This window comes from Martelella alba, from assembly GCF_006516955.1.
Classification (GTDB): domain Bacteria; phylum Pseudomonadota; class Alphaproteobacteria; order Rhizobiales; family Rhizobiaceae; genus Martelella; species Martelella alba.
Genome location: NZ_VHLG01000001.1, coordinates 227,160 through 242,772, shown reverse-complemented (window position 1 = coordinate 242,772; position 15,613 = coordinate 227,160). Strand labels below are relative to the sequence as shown.

The following is a 15,613-nucleotide window of genomic DNA, read 5'->3' as shown; positions in this document are numbered from 1 at the left end:
CCTATCCGGCATTGAGGTAGCGGATCGCTTCATCGCGGCGGAAGAGATACAGCAGCACACGCAGGGCCTCGCCGCGACTGCCTGTCAGCTGCGGATCCTTGCCGACGAGATAGGCGGCATCCTTGCGCGCAATTTCCAGGAGATCGGCATGCGCCTCAAGGCTTGCAAAGCGAAAGCCCGGAATGCCGGACTGGCGTGTGCCGAGCAGCTCGCCTTCGCCGCGCAGTTTCAGATCTTCCTCGGCAATGCGGAAACCATCATTGCTGTCGCGCATGATCTTCAGCCGTGCCTTGCCGATCTCTCCCAGCGGGCCCTTGTAGAGCAGAATGCAGGTTGAGGCCTCGTCGCCGCGTCCGACACGGCCGCGCAGCTGGTGCAATTGCGCAAGGCCGAAGCGTTCGGCATGTTCGATTACCATGATCGTGGCATCGGGCACATCAACGCCGACCTCGACCACTGTGGTTGCCACCAGAAGCCGCGTTCGTCCGGCCTTGAAGGCCTCCATCGCCACCTCTTTCTCGGCCGTCGCCATGCGGCCATGGATCAGCCCGACATGTTCGGCGCCGAAGGCCTTGGCAAGTGTCTGGAAACGTTCTTCCGCCGAGATTAGATCAACGACTTCGGATTCTTCCACCAGCGGGCAGATCCAGTAGGCTTTCTTTCCGTCAGCAATCGCAGCGCGCAGACGCTGGACAATATCGCCGAGGCGTTCAGAGGGAATGGTGACCGTTGTGATGGGTTTGCGACCCGCCGGTTTTTCGGTCAATTTCGACACATCCATGTCGCCGAAGGCTGCCAGCATCAGCGTGCGCGGAATGGGTGTCGCCGTCATCACCAGAAGATGCGGAGACGCCCCCTTGGCGGCAAGTTTCAGGCGCTGATGGACGCCGAACCGATGCTGTTCGTCGACGATCACCAGCCTGAGATCGGCATAGTCAACATTGTCCTGAAACAATGCGTGGGTGCCGATGACGATCTTTGCATCGCCGGTTGTCATGCGCTCGGCTATGTCGCGGCGTTCTCGCGCCTTGGTCTTGCCGGTCAGAAGTGCCACGCCGACGCCGGCCTTTTCCGCAAGGGCGGAGATGCTTTCGAAATGCTGGCGCGCCAGAATTTCCGTCGGGGCCATGATCACCGCCTGACCGCCATCTTCGACAACCGCCAGCATGGCCATCAGCGCCACCACTGTCTTGCCGGCGCCAACATCACCCTGCAGCATGCGCAGCATGCGCTCCGGCTTGCCCATATCGGCGAGAATGGCCGTAATGGCATCTTCCTGCCCGGCGGTCAGCGCGAAGGGCAGGGCAGCGCGCACCCGGCCCGACAGCACGCCGCTCGCGTGCACCGGGCGGCCGGGGATCTTGCGCATGCGCTGGCGAACCAGCGCCAGCGAAAGCTGGCCGGCGAGAAATTCATCATAGGCGAGCCTGCGCCGCGCCGGTGCTTCGAAGGCGATATCGGTCTCATCGCGCGGATTGTGCAGGCTTTCAATCGCGGTCCGGATGACCGGAAAGCCCTGCTGCTTGACGACGGTCGGATCGATCCATTCGGGAAAATCCGGCAGGCGCGGCAGGGCCGCCTCGATCGCGCGATTGAGCAGCTTGGCCGAAAGTCCGGCCGTCAGCGGATAAACCGGTTCTACCACCGGCAGGCTGTCGGCCTTTTCGGCGGGAACCATATGGTCGGGATGAACCATGGAGGGGCGGCCGTTGAACCATTCCGCCTTGCCGCTGACGAGCACTTCTTCGCCAACGGGAAGACTTTTTTCCAGCCAATCGGCCTTGGAATGGAAAAAGGTCAATGCAAGTTCGCCGGTTTCATCGTGAATATAGACGCGATAGGGCGCATTGGAGCGCGCAGGCGCGGGCTGATGCCGGTCGACGAAACCGCGCACCGTGACGATCGCGCCCTCCGGCAGATAGGCAATGCCGGGCTGCAGGCGCCTGTCAATCACCCCGGAAGGGGCATGGAACAGAAGGTCGATGATACGGCAATCGTCCTCATCCTCGCGACCGGTGAGCCGGGCGATGAGCTTGGCGAGTTTCGGCCCGATACCGGTGAGGCTGGTGACGGGCGCAAAGAGTGGATCGAGCAAAGCCGGACGCATGGATATTCAAATGGACTGACAAGACGCTTTTGACAAGGCTGACAAGCGCGAAACGAGACGATATAGAGAATTCCAACAGGGAAGGTTTTGAACATGACAGGGTTGAAACGCACCAGTGCCGATCTCGAGCCGCGCCGCCGCCGCATGCTTTTTCGCTGCTGGCATCGCGGCATCCGCGAGATGGACCTGATCCTCGGTCAGTTTGCCGAAGAACGGCTTGAGACCATGGACGAGGCGACGCTCGATCTCTTCGAGATGATCATGGCCGAAGAGGACAATGATCTGATCAACTGGATCAATGGCGCGAGACCCGTGCCGGAACATCTGCAGATCCCGCTCTTTCAAGAAATTGCAGCCTACAAGCCGGATTTCGATCCGGTGGTGAAAGTCTGATACGACACGACATGATCGCCGGATTCAACCCGAAAAAACTCGATGGCCTGACCGGGGCCGTTACTATTGCCAATGCCGTGCCGGGCACTGAACCGCTTGTTCTGGCCGAAATGGCGCGCGCCGGAAAAGCCGTCGCCTTTGTCATGTCAGACGGGCAGCGGATCGCCGATTTCGAGCAGATGCTGTCCTTCGTCGCACCGGACATCCCGGTGATGCGGCTGCCAGCCTGGGACTGCCTGCCCTATGACCGGGTGTCTCCGGGCTCTGCCACGGCCGCGGAACGGCTGTCGACGCTTTCGGCGCTCGCCATGCGGCGGCAGAAGCCCTATCCGATGATTCTGCTGGTCACCGTCAACGCCATGCTGCAGAAACTGCCGCCGGCCGAGATCGTCAAGACGCTTGGCCTTTCGGCCCGTGCCGGTCAGGTGATTTCGATGGACACGATCATCCACCGGCTGGGACAGGCCGGTTTTGAGCGCGTGCCGACCGTGCGGGAGGTTGGCGAATTTGCTGTCAGAGGCGGCATTCTCGATATTTTCGTTCCCGGTTCGGAAAATGGCGTCCGTCTGGATTTCTTCGGCGATACGCTGGAAAGTATCCGTGCCTTTGATCCGGCCAGTCAGCGATCCACCGGCACGGTCACGTCGCTGGAACTGAACGCCATGAGCGAAGTGGCGCTGAGCGATGAGACCATTTCGCGCTTCCGCAAGAACTATCTCAGCATGTTCGGCGCCGCCAATCGCGATGATGCACTCTATCAGGCGATTTCCGAGGGCAGGCGTTATGCCGGCATGGAGCACTGGCTGCCGCTTTTTTATGAAAATCTCGAGACGATGTTTGATTATCTCGATGATTTCACCCTTCTTTGCGATCACACCGCCCGCGAGGCTGCTGCCGAGCGCTATACGCTGATCCGCGATTATTACAGCGCACGCTCCGAAAACCTGACCGGCGGGTCGGTCGGCCAGGCGGCCCCTTACAAGCCGGTTCCGCCCGAGCTTGCCTATCTCAGCGACGGCCAGTTTGGCGCGGGCCTTGATTCGCGCGGTTCGATCCGGCTTTCGCCCTTCAACGAGCCATCATCGCTCGGCAAACCGGTTCTGTCCGTTGAGGCCCATGCCGGCCCGCGCTGGGCGGTCAAGAGCGATGCACCGGCAGCGGAAGGCGAGCCACGCGTCAATGTGTTCGAACAGGCCGTCAAGCACATCGCCGAAAAGCGTTCCGATGGCGCGAAAGTGCTGATTACCGGCTGGTCGGAAGGCTCGCTCGACCGATTGTTGCAGGTGTTGCAGGAACACGGGCTCGAGCGGATCAAGCCGGTCAAGGCGCTGAAGGATATGAAGCGTCTCGACAAGGGCGAGGCGGCGAGTGCCGTTCTCAACCTTGAAGCGGGTTTTGCGACCGGCGATCTCGTCATCATCGGCGAGCAGGATATTCTCGGCGATCGCCTGATCCGCAAGTCGAAACGGCGCAAGCGGGCAGCCGACTTCATTTCGGAAGTCTCCGGCCTTGAGGAAGGCGCGCTGGTCGTCCATGTCGAGCACGGTATTGGCCGTTTTGTCGGCCTGCGCACCATCGAGGCGGCAGGCGCGCCGCGTGACTGTCTCGAACTCCATTATGCCGATGCGGCAAAACTGTTCCTGCCGGTCGAAAATATCGAGCTTTTGTCGCGCTATGGCGCGGAAGGCACCGAGGCCCTGCTTGACCGGCTGGGTGGTGGTGCATGGCAGGCCAAGAAGGCCCGGCTGAAGAAGCGGCTGCTGGATATGGCCGATCAGCTGATTGCCATTGCCGCCAAACGCACGACGCGCTCGGCGCCGGCGCTGACGACCACGGAAGGTCTTTACGACGAATTTGCTGCCCGTTTCCCCTATGAGGAGACAGAAGACCAGTTCAATGCCATCGAATCGGTGCGGGAAGATCTCGCAGCCGGCCGGCCGATGGATCGGCTCGTCTGCGGTGATGTCGGATTCGGCAAGACGGAAGTGGCGCTGCGTGCTGCTTTCGTCGCAGCCATGAACGGCGTGCAGGTTGCCGTTGTTGTGCCGACGACGCTTCTGGCGCGCCAGCACTACAAAACCTTTGCCGAGCGTTTCCGCGGGTTGCCGATCAAGCTTGCCCAGGCCTCGCGCCTGGTATCCGGCAAGGCGCTGGCGCAGACCAAGAAGGATCTAGCCGATGGCAAGCTCGACGTGGTCGTCGGCACCCATGCGCTGCTCGGTTCATCGATCAAATTTGCCAATCTCGGTCTTTTGATCATCGATGAGGAACAGCATTTCGGCGTCAAGCACAAGGAACGGCTGAAGGAGCTTAAGAGCGACGTTCATGTGCTGACGCTGTCGGCAACGCCGATCCCGCGCACGCTGCAGCTTGCCATGACCGGCGTTCGCGAATTGTCGCTGATCACCACGCCGCCGGTCGACCGCATGGCGGTCAGAACCTTCATCTCCCCCTTTGATCCGCTGGTGATCCGCGAAACGCTGATGCGCGAGCATTATCGCGGCGGCCAGAGCTTCTATGTCTGCCCGCGCCTGGCTGATCTGGCTGAGGTTCAGGACTTCCTGAGCGAGAACGCGCCGGAGCTGAAGGTCGCGGTTGCCCATGGCCAGATGGCCGCCGGCGAACTCGAAGACATCATGAACGCCTTCTATGACGGCCAGTATGATGTGCTGCTCTCGACCACCATTGTCGAATCGGGCCTTGATGTGCCGACCGCCAATACGCTGATCGTGCACCGCGCCGATATGTTCGGTCTCGCCCAGCTCTATCAGCTGCGCGGTCGTGTTGGCCGTTCCAAGATCCGTGCCTTTGCGCTCTTCACCCTGCCGGTGAAGAAGAAGCTCACCGATACGGCCGAGCGCCGGCTGAAAGTATTGCAGTCGCTCGATACGCTTGGTGCCGGTTTCCAGCTGGCGAGCCACGATCTGGATATTCGCGGGGCGGGCAATCTGCTCGGCGAGGAGCAGTCTGGCCATATCAAGGAAGTCGGCTTTGAGCTTTATCAGCAGATGCTGGAAGAAGCCGTGGCCGAAGCCAAGGGAGACGAGGATCTCGGCTCAGCCGACTGGTCGCCGCAGATCGCGCTGGGCACATCGGTGATGATCCCGGAACATTATGTGCCGGATATCAATCTGCGCATGGGGCTTTACCGCCGGCTCGGCGAATTGTCGGACGCGCGTGACATCGATGCCTTCGGCGCCGAGATGATCGACCGTTTCGGGCCAATGCCGGAAGAGCTACAGTCACTGCTGAAGGTGGTCTATATCAAATCGCTCTGCCGCATCGCCAATGTCGAAAAACTCGATGCCGGGCCAAAGGGCGTTGTCGTCCAGTTCCGCAATGCAGAATTCCCGAATCCGGCCGGACTGGTGCAACTGATCGCATCGGAAAGCGTGTCGACCAAGATCCGCGCCGATCAGAGTGTCTATTTCAACCGCGATCTGCCGACGCCGCAAAAGCGGCTCGGTCAGGCGGCCATCATCATGTCAAAGCTGGCAAAGATTGCCGGGGCGTGACGCCCCGGTCTTTCCGTCAGGCAGCGGCCAGTTGGCCGAGCACATCCTTGAAGACCTCGACGGGCTGGGCGCCATTGGCGGCGTAGCGTCCGTCGAAGATGAAGAAGGGTACGCCGGTGACGCCCATCTCGTTGGCGTTGTCGATCTCGTGGCGGACCATATCGACATCCGAATCGCTGGCCAGCAGCCGCATCACCAATTCGCGGTCCATGCCAGCTTCGGCGGCAATATCCGCCAGCACGCCGTGGTCGCCAATATTGCGGCCTTCGGTGAAATTGGCGCGATACAGCCGGTCAATCACATCATTTTGCAGCGATATGCTTTCGGTATGGGCCCAGAGCAGCAGACGATGCGCGTCGAAGGTGTTCGGCCGGATCAAGATGCGCTCGAAGTGGAATTCAATGCCCTCGGCCTTGCCCATCTCGGTCAGCTGGGCATGCATCTCGTCGCGGCGCTCGGCCGAGCCAAGTTTTTCCGCCAGCATCGCCTGAATGTCGACGCCTTCTTTCGGCACGGTGGAATCAAGCTCAAAAGGGCGCCATTGCACGACAACCTCCGCTGCATCGCCGAGCGAGCGGATCGCATTGTCGAGGCGGGCCTTGCCCAGATAACACCAGGGGCAGACAACATCGATAATGGCGTCAACGGTGACGGTTTTCATGCCGTTCCTTTCTGTTCGGGCGCTGCGGCAAAGGCTGGTTTGCCGCAGCGCAGGCAGATTACTGCGCGGTCTTATCCCACCAGGTTGGCAGTTGGAAACCGTAAATCGGCGTTTCTTCAGGGTGTTCGATATCCGCCCAGCGTGCGACCCGCTGGCCATCGTCGTGATAGAGCGGCAGAACATAATGGCCGGCAACCAGTAACCGGTCGAGACCACGCACCGAATCCTCGAAATCTTCCGTCGATTTGGCCTTCACCATCGAATCAATCAGGCGGTCAACATCCGGGCTATCGACACCGGCGAAATTGAACGATCCCTCCATGTCGCGCGATTGTGATGACCAGCGATAGATCTGTTCCGACCCCGGCGAGAGGGACGACATGTAATAGAATCCCGGTGCGGCCAGAATGATCATGTCATAGTCGAATGTGTTGAGCCGCTTCTGATACTGCGCATCGTCGACAGTGCGGATATCGAGATTGACGCCAATCAGGTTGAGCGAATGCTGGTAGGCGAGTGCCAGCTTTTCCGTCAATTCGTTGGTGGTCATGATCTCGAAGGAAAGCTGTTTACCGTCCGGACCGATCATCTTGCCATTCTGGATCGTGTAACCGGCGGCAGCCAGTTCCTTCACCGCCGCCCCCAGCACCTTGCGGTCAGCGCCCGAGCCGTCGGTCACCGGCATGGCATAGGTGCCGTCGAGCAAAGCAGGGTCCATCGTCTTGGCGGCATCGCCCAGAAGCGCGATTTCATGATCGCTGGCCTTGTTTCCATAGGCGCCGAGGCTGGAATTCTGCCAGAAGCTTTCGGTGCGCTGATAGGCATTGTTAAACAGCGTCTTGTTCACCCATTCGAAATCGAACACGTCCGAGAGCGCCTCACGCACCTTCTCGTCAGCGAAAATCGGCCGCCGCGTATTGAAAACGAAGCCCATCATGCCGGTCGGTGTCTTGGGGTGGAACACATCCTTGATCACCTTGCCGTCACTGACGGCGGGAAAATCATAGGCGCGGTCCCAGTGGCTGGTATCCGTTTCGAGATAGACATCGACGTCGCCCTTCTTGAAGGCCTCGAACAGCGAGGAGTCCTGAAGGTAGTAGTCGACCGTGATCTTGTCGTAATTGTCGACGCCGACCTTGGCCGGCAGATCCTTGCCCCAGTAGTCGGGATTACGCTTGTAGACGATGCGCTGGCCGGGTTCGATCTTGTCGATGAGGTAGGGACCAGAGCCGACGGGCATCGCCATCGTATCCGTGTCGAACGTATCGGCATTGGTCGCATGTTCGGGAAAGACAGGCATCAGCGCGAAGATCAGCGGCGTCTCGCGATTGGCATTCTCGTTGAAGGTGAATTTCACCGAATGCGCGCCGACCTTTTCCATCTTGTCGACCAGCTTCAGCCGGTTGGAATAGGGCGGGCGGCCCTTTTCCGCCAGAAGCTTGAAGGTAAACATCACATCTTCCGGTGTCACAGGCTGGCCATCGGACCACTTGGCATCTGGGTTGAGGTTGAACTGGATATAGCTGCGGGCATCATCCCATTCGACCGATTCGGCCAGAAGACCGTAAAGCGTGAAGGGCTCGTCGCGCGAGCGCTCCATCAGCGGTTCATAGATGAGATGGCCGAGCTGTTCTTCCCACATGCCACGCGCTGACGAGCGCATGCCCTTGATGACGAAGGGATTGAGGCTATCGAACGAGCCAATGACACCATAGGTGATCTCACCGCCCTTTTTGACCTCAGGGTTTACATAGGGGAAGTGCTGGAAATCAGCAGGCAGGGCAGGGGCGCCATGCATCGCGATACCATAGAGCGGATCGGCAAGGGCCGGACTTGCAAGCAGGGCTGCGAGAATCAGCGGAACAGCGGGGCGCATCGATTCACCTTGTATTAATTATGAACTCAACAAGCGTATCATGACGATCGGTGCGACGAAAATATCAAACGCATTTTCTGCCCGCGCATGCATTTTTCTGCCCAAAGGGCTTTCTCTGTGCGATATCCGAGGCTATCAGAGAGTGACTTTGCGGCGGAGGTTGCCGCAATTCGGTAACAATGCCACGTCATGGTCAAATCAAATTGATCTGATTGCAGAAGACTAGGAGAGAATTTTCATGCTTTCACGAGCCAGTAAAATGAAGCATGTCGCGCTTTGCGTTTTCGCGATTGCCGGTTTGGCTGCGACGGGCGCTTCGGCTCAGGAACAACAGGCAGCTCCTGCTCCGGCGGCAGCTCAGGGTGGCGCGCCGGCTCAGGGCTGGTTCAAGACCTGTAACCCTGCTGGCGATGTCAATGTCTGCGTGGTGCAGAACATTGCCCGTGCCGATAACGGTCAGATTCTGACGGCCGTTGGCCTTATAACAGCCACGGGCGCTCAGAATCAGCGCATCCTGGAAGTTACGGTTCCGACCTTCCGGACTATTCCGGCCGGAATCTCGATGCAGATCGACACCAACAAGCCGGTCACGCTTCCCTATGCCATCTGCACCAGCGACAAGTGTGTCGCCCACGCGCAGCTGACGGATGATCTGGTCAATGCGATGAAGCGGGGCGGCAAGGTGACTTTCACCTCCGTCAACTTCCGTCAGCAGCCCAACCCGGTTGAAATCTCGCTGAGCGGCTTTACCGCTGCCAATGACGGTGATCCGGTCAGCCAGCCTGATCTGGTTGAAAGCCAGCGGAATCTCGACGAATCAGTCAAGAAGATGGCTGATGATCGTCGCAAGAAGATTGAACAGGCCCAGCAGAGTGCAACCGGGTCAGCCGCACCGGCTGCCAACGGCAACTAAGGCCGGTCTCTTCGATTTGCGATCGCTGATGCGGTCGCAAAAACCCGCCGGGTCATTCCGGCGGGTTTTTTGTATCTGCGGTTATGCCGGCTCAGCTATTTTGTTCATTGAGCCGCACAAAAAAGGCCGGCGTGGAGCCGGCCTTTCTCAATGATATGTTTTCGGATCAACGTTCGCTGATCGGAACGAAATCGCGCTTTGCGGCGCCGGTATAAAGCTGACGCGGGCGGCCGATGCGCTGTTCCGGGTCTTCGATCATTTCGCTCCACTGGGCGATCCAGCCAACGGTACGGGCCAGGGCGAAGAGAACGGTGAACATGGTCGTGGGGAAGCCCAGAGCCTTCAGCGTGATGCCGGAGTAGAAGTCAATGTTCGGATAGAGCTTCTTCTCGATGAAATAGGGATCGGTCAGAGCGATCTTTTCGAGTTCCATGGCAACGTCGAGCAGCGGGTCATCCTTGATGCCGAGCGTGGTCAGCACTTCATGGCAGGTCTTCTGCATGATCTTGGCGCGCGGGTCATAATTCTTGTAGACGCGGTGGCCAAAGCCCATCAGACGGAAGGGATCATTGCGATCCTTCGCACGGTCGATGAATTCCGGAATGCGGTCAACCGAACCGATTTCCTGCAGCATGTTGAGGGCTGCTTCATTGGCACCGCCATGGGCGGGGCCCCAAAGGCAGGCAATACCAGCTGCGATGCAGGCAAACGGGTTCGCACCCGACGAACCGGCGAGGCGGACGGTCGAGGTCGAGGCGTTCTGCTCGTGATCGGCGTGAAGGATGAAGATGCGATCAAGCGCGCGGGCCAGAACCGGATTGACCTTGTATTCCTCACACGGTGTGGCGAAACACATATGCAGGAAGTTTGCAGCATAATCGAGGTCGTTACGCGGATAGATGAAAGGCTCGCCAACCGAGTACTTGTAGGCCATTGCGGCAATCGTCGGGATTTTCGCGACGATGCGCATGCTGGCGATCATGCGCTTGCGCGGATCGGAGATGTCGATCGAATCATGGTAGAAGGCCGACATCACGCCAACAGCGCCGCAGATGATGGCCATCGGGTGGGCATCACGGCGGAAGCCGGAGAACAGACGCGTCATCTGCTCATGAATCATCGTGTGATGGGTGATGCGGAAGTCGAAATCTTTCTTCTGCGTTGCGGTGGGGAGTTCACCGTAAAGCAGCAGGTAGCAGACTTCCAGGAAGTCGGCATCTTCGGCCAGCTGTTCGATCGGGTAACCGCGATGCAGCAGGATGCCCTCGTCACCATCGATATAGGTGATCTTCGATTTGCACGACGCCGTAGAGGTGAAGCCCGGGTCATAAGTGAACATGCCCGTTTCTTTGTACAGCGTATTGATGTCGATGACCTTGGGGCCGAACGTGCCGGATTCCACAGTGAGCTCGAGATCCTTGTCTGCGAGCTTCAGCGTGTTCGTTTCCGTCATACTATCCTCCAAACTGGCAGGCTGACAGCGCCTGCTGAATATTCATGGATTATAATAACTAGCTATCTGATCGAGAGGACGCTGCCAAGTCACCCAAAGGGCGATAAAGCGGCGCAATTGATCTTTGATAGTTGCGTTTAGCAAGTTTTCTGCCGGTCTGAAAAGAGGATTTTTATCAAGATATCATCTGTGACGATTGCAAAAGCCCGATTGTGACGCCACGATGCAGCGTTGAAGCATGTGATGGGCACGCGCTATGGATGAACGTGATGCCTGGCTGGCCGACCTGACCCGGGATCGGGAGGCAAATAGGGGCAAAAACGAGGGGAGAAACCGCACAGAGGCGCCTTTTGTGGCGCCATCGGCACCTCTGCGTCGCCGGTTGAGGCTGTTCGATTTCCTGTATCTTTATCTTGGAAGAGCGCGGCGTTTCGTCGCGTCAGCTTTGGCTGACGAAAGCGCCTATGGACGCGCCTTTCTGTTTGCGCCTGTTTTTCTCGGGGCGGGGGCAGCATGGTGGTTGACACGGCCGGTGGCGCCAATGCTGTTCGGCCTGATCGCGGCGACACTTCTGACGGCGCTGGTCGCAATCATTCTGCGTTATTCGCGGCGGCAGCTCGCCTTCGTCGCTGCCGCCGCCGCACTTTTTTTCGCCGGTGGCCTGCTCGCCCAGTTCGAGACCGCACGGCGGGCAACGGTGATATTTGATTCCACCGTAACAACCCATGTAACCGGGCAGATAGAGGCGCGTGAACGGACGGGCGAAACCAGCTGGCGCTATCAAATTCGCCTGCTTGAGACGGATGATCCGGTTCTTCGGCGTCCACCCGAGCGTGTTACGCTGGTGGCGCGCGGCGGCGACGGGGCTGGCCTTGCTGTCGGCAGCATTGTCACCGGCACAGCGCGGCTGTCTCCGCCGTCCGGACCGGCGTTGCCGGGCCTCGTTGATTTTGCCTTTCTGTCCTATTTTGATGGCATCGGTGCCATCGGCTTCTTCTATGGTCCGCCGGAACTGAAGCCGTGTGTCACTGTCTCCGGAGGGCTGGGGCTTGGTCTGGCGCTTGCGATCGAGCGTTTGCGCGACCTCATTGGCGAACGTGTGCGCTCCGTTTTGCCCGGCGAATCGGGCGCTTTTGCCAATGCCATCATCATCGGGGAGCGCCGCGGCATGGATGACGCGACGCTTGATGCGCTGCGCAATGCCGGGCTTGCACATGTCATCGCAATTTCGGGGCTGCACATGGCGCTTGCCGCAGGGATTTTCTTTGCCAGTCTCAGGATCGGTTTTGCGCTTTTCCCGCGTTTCGCCGAAGCCGTTGCGACGAAAAAGATAGCCGCGGCGGCTGCCCTGTGCACGGCATCGCTATACCTGGCCATTTCCGGAATGCAGGTCTCTGCCCGCCGCGCCTTCATCATGCTGGCGATCATGCTGATGGCTGCGATCTTCGACCGTGCGGCGCTCAGCCTACGCAATGTCGCCATCGCGGCGATGATCGTGCTGTTTGTCTGGCCTTCCGAGGTGCTGGGGCCAAGCCTGCAAATGTCTTTTGCCGCAACCGCAGCCTTGATTGCCGGCTATGGTCTTTGGGTTGGCCATGCGGCAAAGCGGGAGGACGGGCTGATCAGACTACCGGCCTGGCTCGGCCTTCCGCTTGCCTTTATGGGCGGCATCTTGTTGACGTCGCTGATCGGTGGACTGTCGACCGCGCCTTACGCGCTTCAGCACTTTCATCGTGCAGCGGCCTATGGCTTGATCGGCAATCTGCTCGCTATGCCGGTGATCACAATCATCGTCATGCCGGCGGGGCTGATGGCGATGCTGACCATGCCTTTCGGGCTCGATGCACCGTTTCTGGCCGTTATGGGCAAAGGGCTCGATATTGTGATAGCCATCGCCCGACATGTCGATGCGCTGGGCGGTCTGGTCAATACGGGCCTGCCACCAAAAGGATTTCTCCTGCTCTTCAGCCTTGGCTTCGTGATCGTCGTCTTTCTCAAGACGAAATTGCGCTGGCTCGGCCTTGTGCCGATCGCTGCTTCAATACTGGTGTTTGTCATGGCCCGTCCACCGGATCAGACCGCTATACTGATCGCGGAGAATGCAAGTCTGGTCGCCATTGTGTCCGATCGCGTGCCGAACCTCAGTCGCACGCGACCGCCATCCTTCATTTACGACCAGTGGCAGCAGGCATTGCGATTGAAAACAGCGGTCAAACCCGTGATAACCAAAGATGGTCAGCCATCGCCGGACGCCAAGCAGCCGCTCACGGTCGATCAACTTGCTATAGCAGAGCGCCAGATGCGCGAAACGGTTAGCGAGGCGCAAAATGCCGTCGGCCGCTTCTTCTGTCGCGACAAGAATTGGTGTGTCGCTATCACACCGGATGGACCCGCAATTGCGGTCATCACCGGCCACAAGGCCTACGCCATGACGGCCTGCGATACCGTCGCGATCGTTGTGGCAACCCGCGATCCCGGATTTGACCGCTGCCGCTCAGGCAGTTTCCTCATCACGCCCGCATTGCTGCGCCAGTCCGGCGCCTTGCGCCTGGATCGCATCGGGCAGAAAAGCAAAGCGAACCTCGCGCCTGCAAAAATGGCAGCAATCAACGCTACGGTTCCAGCAGGTACTATGCCCATAACGTCAGGCACCCAAAGGCAAAAAGAACAGCTGCCATCCGTTCAGGAAACGGTGGGCGAAGAGATCAAAGCCAGCGCCAGTTTCCGCTGCAAAGCCACTGAAAATGATACGCAAAAGACCGGTTGCACACGCTTTTCCGTAACGCCCGCCATCAGCAATATTGCCCGCGCCTGGGAGCAGCACCGTCTCTATGACTGGCGCTCAAGCGGATTCTCGCCCCGTCTACCTCTGCCCGCTGAAATCAGTTTCAGTGATAGCGCCGAATAAGCCCGACAAGCTTGCCCTGAACCTTGACCTGATCTGCGGCAAAAATACGGGTTTCGTAAGCAGGATTGGCAGCTTCCAGTGCAATGGATGCGCCCTTGCGGCGGAACCGTTTCAGCGTAGCCTCCTCGTCATTGACAAGGGCAACGACGATATCGCCAGGTGTTGCTGCCGTTACATTACGAATGATGACCGTATCGCCGTCGAAAATGCCCGCTTCGATCATCGAATCGCCCTGAACTTCCAACGCATAATGTTCACCCGTGCCCAGCATCTCGGCCGGGACGGCGATATCATGCGTGTTCTCCTGAATGGCTGAAATTGGCACACCGGCAGCGATCCGCCCCATGATCGGCACCTGGGCGACATTTTCGGGCACGGCGGCCGCCTTGACCTCGGGTTTTTCGGTCTTTTTGCCGAGACTGCCTTCAATCACGCTCGGCGAAAAGCCGCGACGTGGCTGCTGGCTGGCGACGTAACTGTCCGGCATGCGCAGGATTTCCAGAGCACGCGCCCGGTTGGGCAGGCGCCGGATGAAGCCGCGCTCTTCGAGCGCAGTGATCAGTCGATGGATGCCGGACTTGGAGGCAAGATCGAGGGCTTCCTTCATCTCATCGAAGGACGGGGGAATTCCCGTCTCTTTCATCCGTTCATGGATGAATAAAAGCAGTTCCTGTTGCTTGCGAGTCAGCATCTGTGGTCACCACCAGTTCGAAACAAATACGGAACGGACTATATCTGTTCCTTATGTGTTCTGCAAGCGTCCCGGCGAAAAAGACTTTATCTGTCAGGGTTTTGCTGGACATGTGAGGTCGCCAGATAATCGTTGATGAGGTCAGATGCGGTCTGCTCAAGACAGGGAAATCCGAGCGCATGCGCGCGGCTGGTCGCGAAGCGCTGCGGGAAGTCTTCGGCCTGATAGAGTGGTGGGAGCTGGCGCTTGACCCGTGACAGTGCGTGCTTTCCGGCCTCGGCTTTGAGTGCATCCAGAAGCTCGGCGACAGTCACCGAAATTCCGGGCATTGTAAGGGCGCGGCTACCGTCAATATCGGCGCTCGGGAGAGTGGCTGCATGGATCAGCTGGGCAACGGCCGTTTTCGGTGAAGCGAGCCAGTGGCGGACATTGTCGGAGGCCGGCAAAATCGCATCTTTATTATGAAGAGGTTCTCGTATGATATTGGAAAAGAACCCAGAATTTCCATGTGTTGCAGCGCCAGGCCGAATGGCGATTGTCGGCAGTCTCAGGCAGATTCCATCGAGGAATCCCATGCGCGAATAATCGGCAATCAGCGTTTCGCTCATCAGCTTCTGCGCCCCATAGGAACTGTCCGGGCATGGCGTGTGATGGTCTTCGATAACGGCTGGAAAGGGGCCGCCGAAGACACCGATTGAGGAGGCGTGAACAAGGCGAGGGCAGAGGCTTTCACCGGCAAGTCTCAGCCCCTCGGCCAGTGTACGGACCGTGTCGAAATTGATGTGATAGCCAATTGCAAAATCGCGATCGGCCTGGCCCATGGCTGTTGCGGCAACATGGAAAATGACGTCTGGCCGTGCTGTCAGGATGGTCTCGACAACGCGACTGTCCGCAGCGTCGCCGATAACCTCGGTGATATGCGTCTCATCGGTTTTCGTGTCGACCGGACGGATATCACTGAGAATCAGTTGCTCGATTTTCTGGCCATTGATTCGGTCCGTCGTGACCAGCTCACGGGTGAGTTCATGACCGATCATGCCGGCGGCGCCAATGACGGCAATGCGCATGGGCGTTTCTCCTTGTATGGCCGGGCGCG

10 protein-coding genes are annotated in these 15,613 nt (G+C 58.9%); 4 read left to right on the top strand and 6 right to left on the bottom strand.

Annotated elements, in window-relative coordinates:
• Nucleotide 1: 1 nt before the first annotated feature.
• Nucleotides 2-2,107 (bottom strand): ATP-dependent DNA helicase RecG, encoded by a 2,106-nt coding sequence (gene recG / locus FJU08_RS01135; RefSeq protein WP_141147136.1) that lies wholly within the window; start codon nt 2,105-2,107, stop codon nt 2-4.
• 93 nt (nt 2,108-2,200) lie between these two features.
• Between recG and FJU08_RS01130 the strand changes: the two genes are divergently transcribed.
• On the top strand, nt 2,201-2,500 hold the full coding sequence (locus tag FJU08_RS01130) for a succinate dehydrogenase assembly factor 2 (RefSeq protein ID WP_141147135.1): 300 nt from the start codon (nt 2,201-2,203) through the stop codon (nt 2,498-2,500).
• A gap of 11 nt (nt 2,501-2,511) precedes the next feature.
• Nucleotides 2,512-6,015: a transcription-repair coupling factor gene (mfd, locus tag FJU08_RS01125; RefSeq protein WP_141147134.1), complete on the top strand. Its 3,504-nt coding sequence runs from the start codon at nt 2,512-2,514 to the stop codon at nt 6,013-6,015.
• Nucleotides 6,016-6,031: 16 nt separating this feature from the next.
• Here mfd and FJU08_RS01120 read toward each other — a convergent pair whose 3' ends face one another.
• Both FJU08_RS01120 and FJU08_RS01115 read right to left on the bottom strand, forming a co-directional pair.
• Complete coding sequence (locus tag FJU08_RS01120; protein ID WP_141147133.1) at nt 6,032-6,676, bottom strand: DsbA family oxidoreductase; 645 nt, start codon at nt 6,674-6,676, stop codon at nt 6,032-6,034.
• Nucleotides 6,677-6,734: 58 nt separating this feature from the next.
• Nucleotides 6,735-8,552 (bottom strand): extracellular solute-binding protein, encoded by a 1,818-nt coding sequence (locus tag FJU08_RS01115; RefSeq protein WP_141147132.1) that lies wholly within the window; start codon nt 8,550-8,552, stop codon nt 6,735-6,737.
• A 238-nt stretch (nt 8,553-8,790) separates the two neighbouring features.
• On the opposite strand from FJU08_RS01115, the gene FJU08_RS01110 reads away from it, so the two are divergent.
• Nucleotides 8,791-9,465 (top strand): invasion associated locus B family protein, encoded by a 675-nt coding sequence (locus tag FJU08_RS01110; protein WP_141147131.1) that lies wholly within the window; start codon nt 8,791-8,793, stop codon nt 9,463-9,465.
• Nucleotides 9,466-9,631: 166 nt separating this feature from the next.
• On the opposite strand, the gene gltA is transcribed toward FJU08_RS01110, so the two are convergent.
• The gene (gene gltA / locus FJU08_RS01105) at nt 9,632-10,918 is read right to left on the bottom strand and encodes a citrate synthase (protein WP_141147130.1); all 1,287 of its coding nucleotides are present in this window, start codon (nt 10,916-10,918) and stop codon (nt 9,632-9,634) included.
• Nucleotides 10,919-11,363: 445 nt separating this feature from the next.
• On the opposite strand from gltA, the gene FJU08_RS01100 reads away from it, so the two are divergent.
• Nucleotides 11,364-13,826, top strand: a complete 2,463-nt coding sequence (locus FJU08_RS01100) for a ComEC/Rec2 family competence protein (protein WP_181409706.1) — start codon at nt 11,364-11,366, stop codon at nt 13,824-13,826.
• On the opposite strand, the gene lexA is transcribed toward FJU08_RS01100, so the two are convergent.
• Nucleotides 13,807-14,517, bottom strand: coding sequence for a transcriptional repressor LexA (gene lexA, locus FJU08_RS01095; protein ID WP_141147128.1), 711 nt, complete (start codon nt 14,515-14,517; stop codon nt 13,807-13,809). The two genes, FJU08_RS01100 and lexA, sit on opposite strands and share 20 nt — an antisense overlap.
• An 86-nt stretch (nt 14,518-14,603) precedes the next feature.
• Entirely contained in the window at nt 14,604-15,584 is a 981-nt protein-coding gene (locus FJU08_RS01090; protein WP_141147127.1) for an NAD-dependent epimerase/dehydratase family protein, read from the bottom strand.
• Nucleotides 15,585-15,613: the final 29 nt, after the last annotated feature.

Coding starts and splice junctions, on each gene's coding strand:
- recG (WP_141147136.1), bottom strand. CDS start 2,107: ATGCGTCCGGCTTTGCTCGATCCACTCTTTGCGCCCGTCACCAGCCTC.
- FJU08_RS01130 (WP_141147135.1), top strand. CDS start 2,201: ATGACAGGGTTGAAACGCACCAGTGCCGATCTCGAGCCGCGCCGCCGC.
- mfd (WP_141147134.1), top strand. CDS start 2,512: ATGATCGCCGGATTCAACCCGAAAAAACTCGATGGCCTGACCGGGGCC.
- FJU08_RS01120 (WP_141147133.1), bottom strand. CDS start 6,676: ATGAAAACCGTCACCGTTGACGCCATTATCGATGTTGTCTGCCCCTGG.
- FJU08_RS01115 (WP_141147132.1), bottom strand. CDS start 8,552: ATGCGCCCCGCTGTTCCGCTGATTCTCGCAGCCCTGCTTGCAAGTCCG.
- FJU08_RS01110 (WP_141147131.1), top strand. CDS start 8,791: ATGCTTTCACGAGCCAGTAAAATGAAGCATGTCGCGCTTTGCGTTTTC.
- gltA (WP_141147130.1), bottom strand. CDS start 10,918: ATGACGGAAACGAACACGCTGAAGCTCGCAGACAAGGATCTCGAGCTC.
- lexA (WP_141147128.1), bottom strand. CDS start 14,517: ATGCTGACTCGCAAGCAACAGGAACTGCTTTTATTCATCCATGAACGG.
- FJU08_RS01090 (WP_141147127.1), bottom strand. CDS start 15,584: ATGCGCATTGCCGTCATTGGCGCCGCCGGCATGATCGGTCATGAACTC.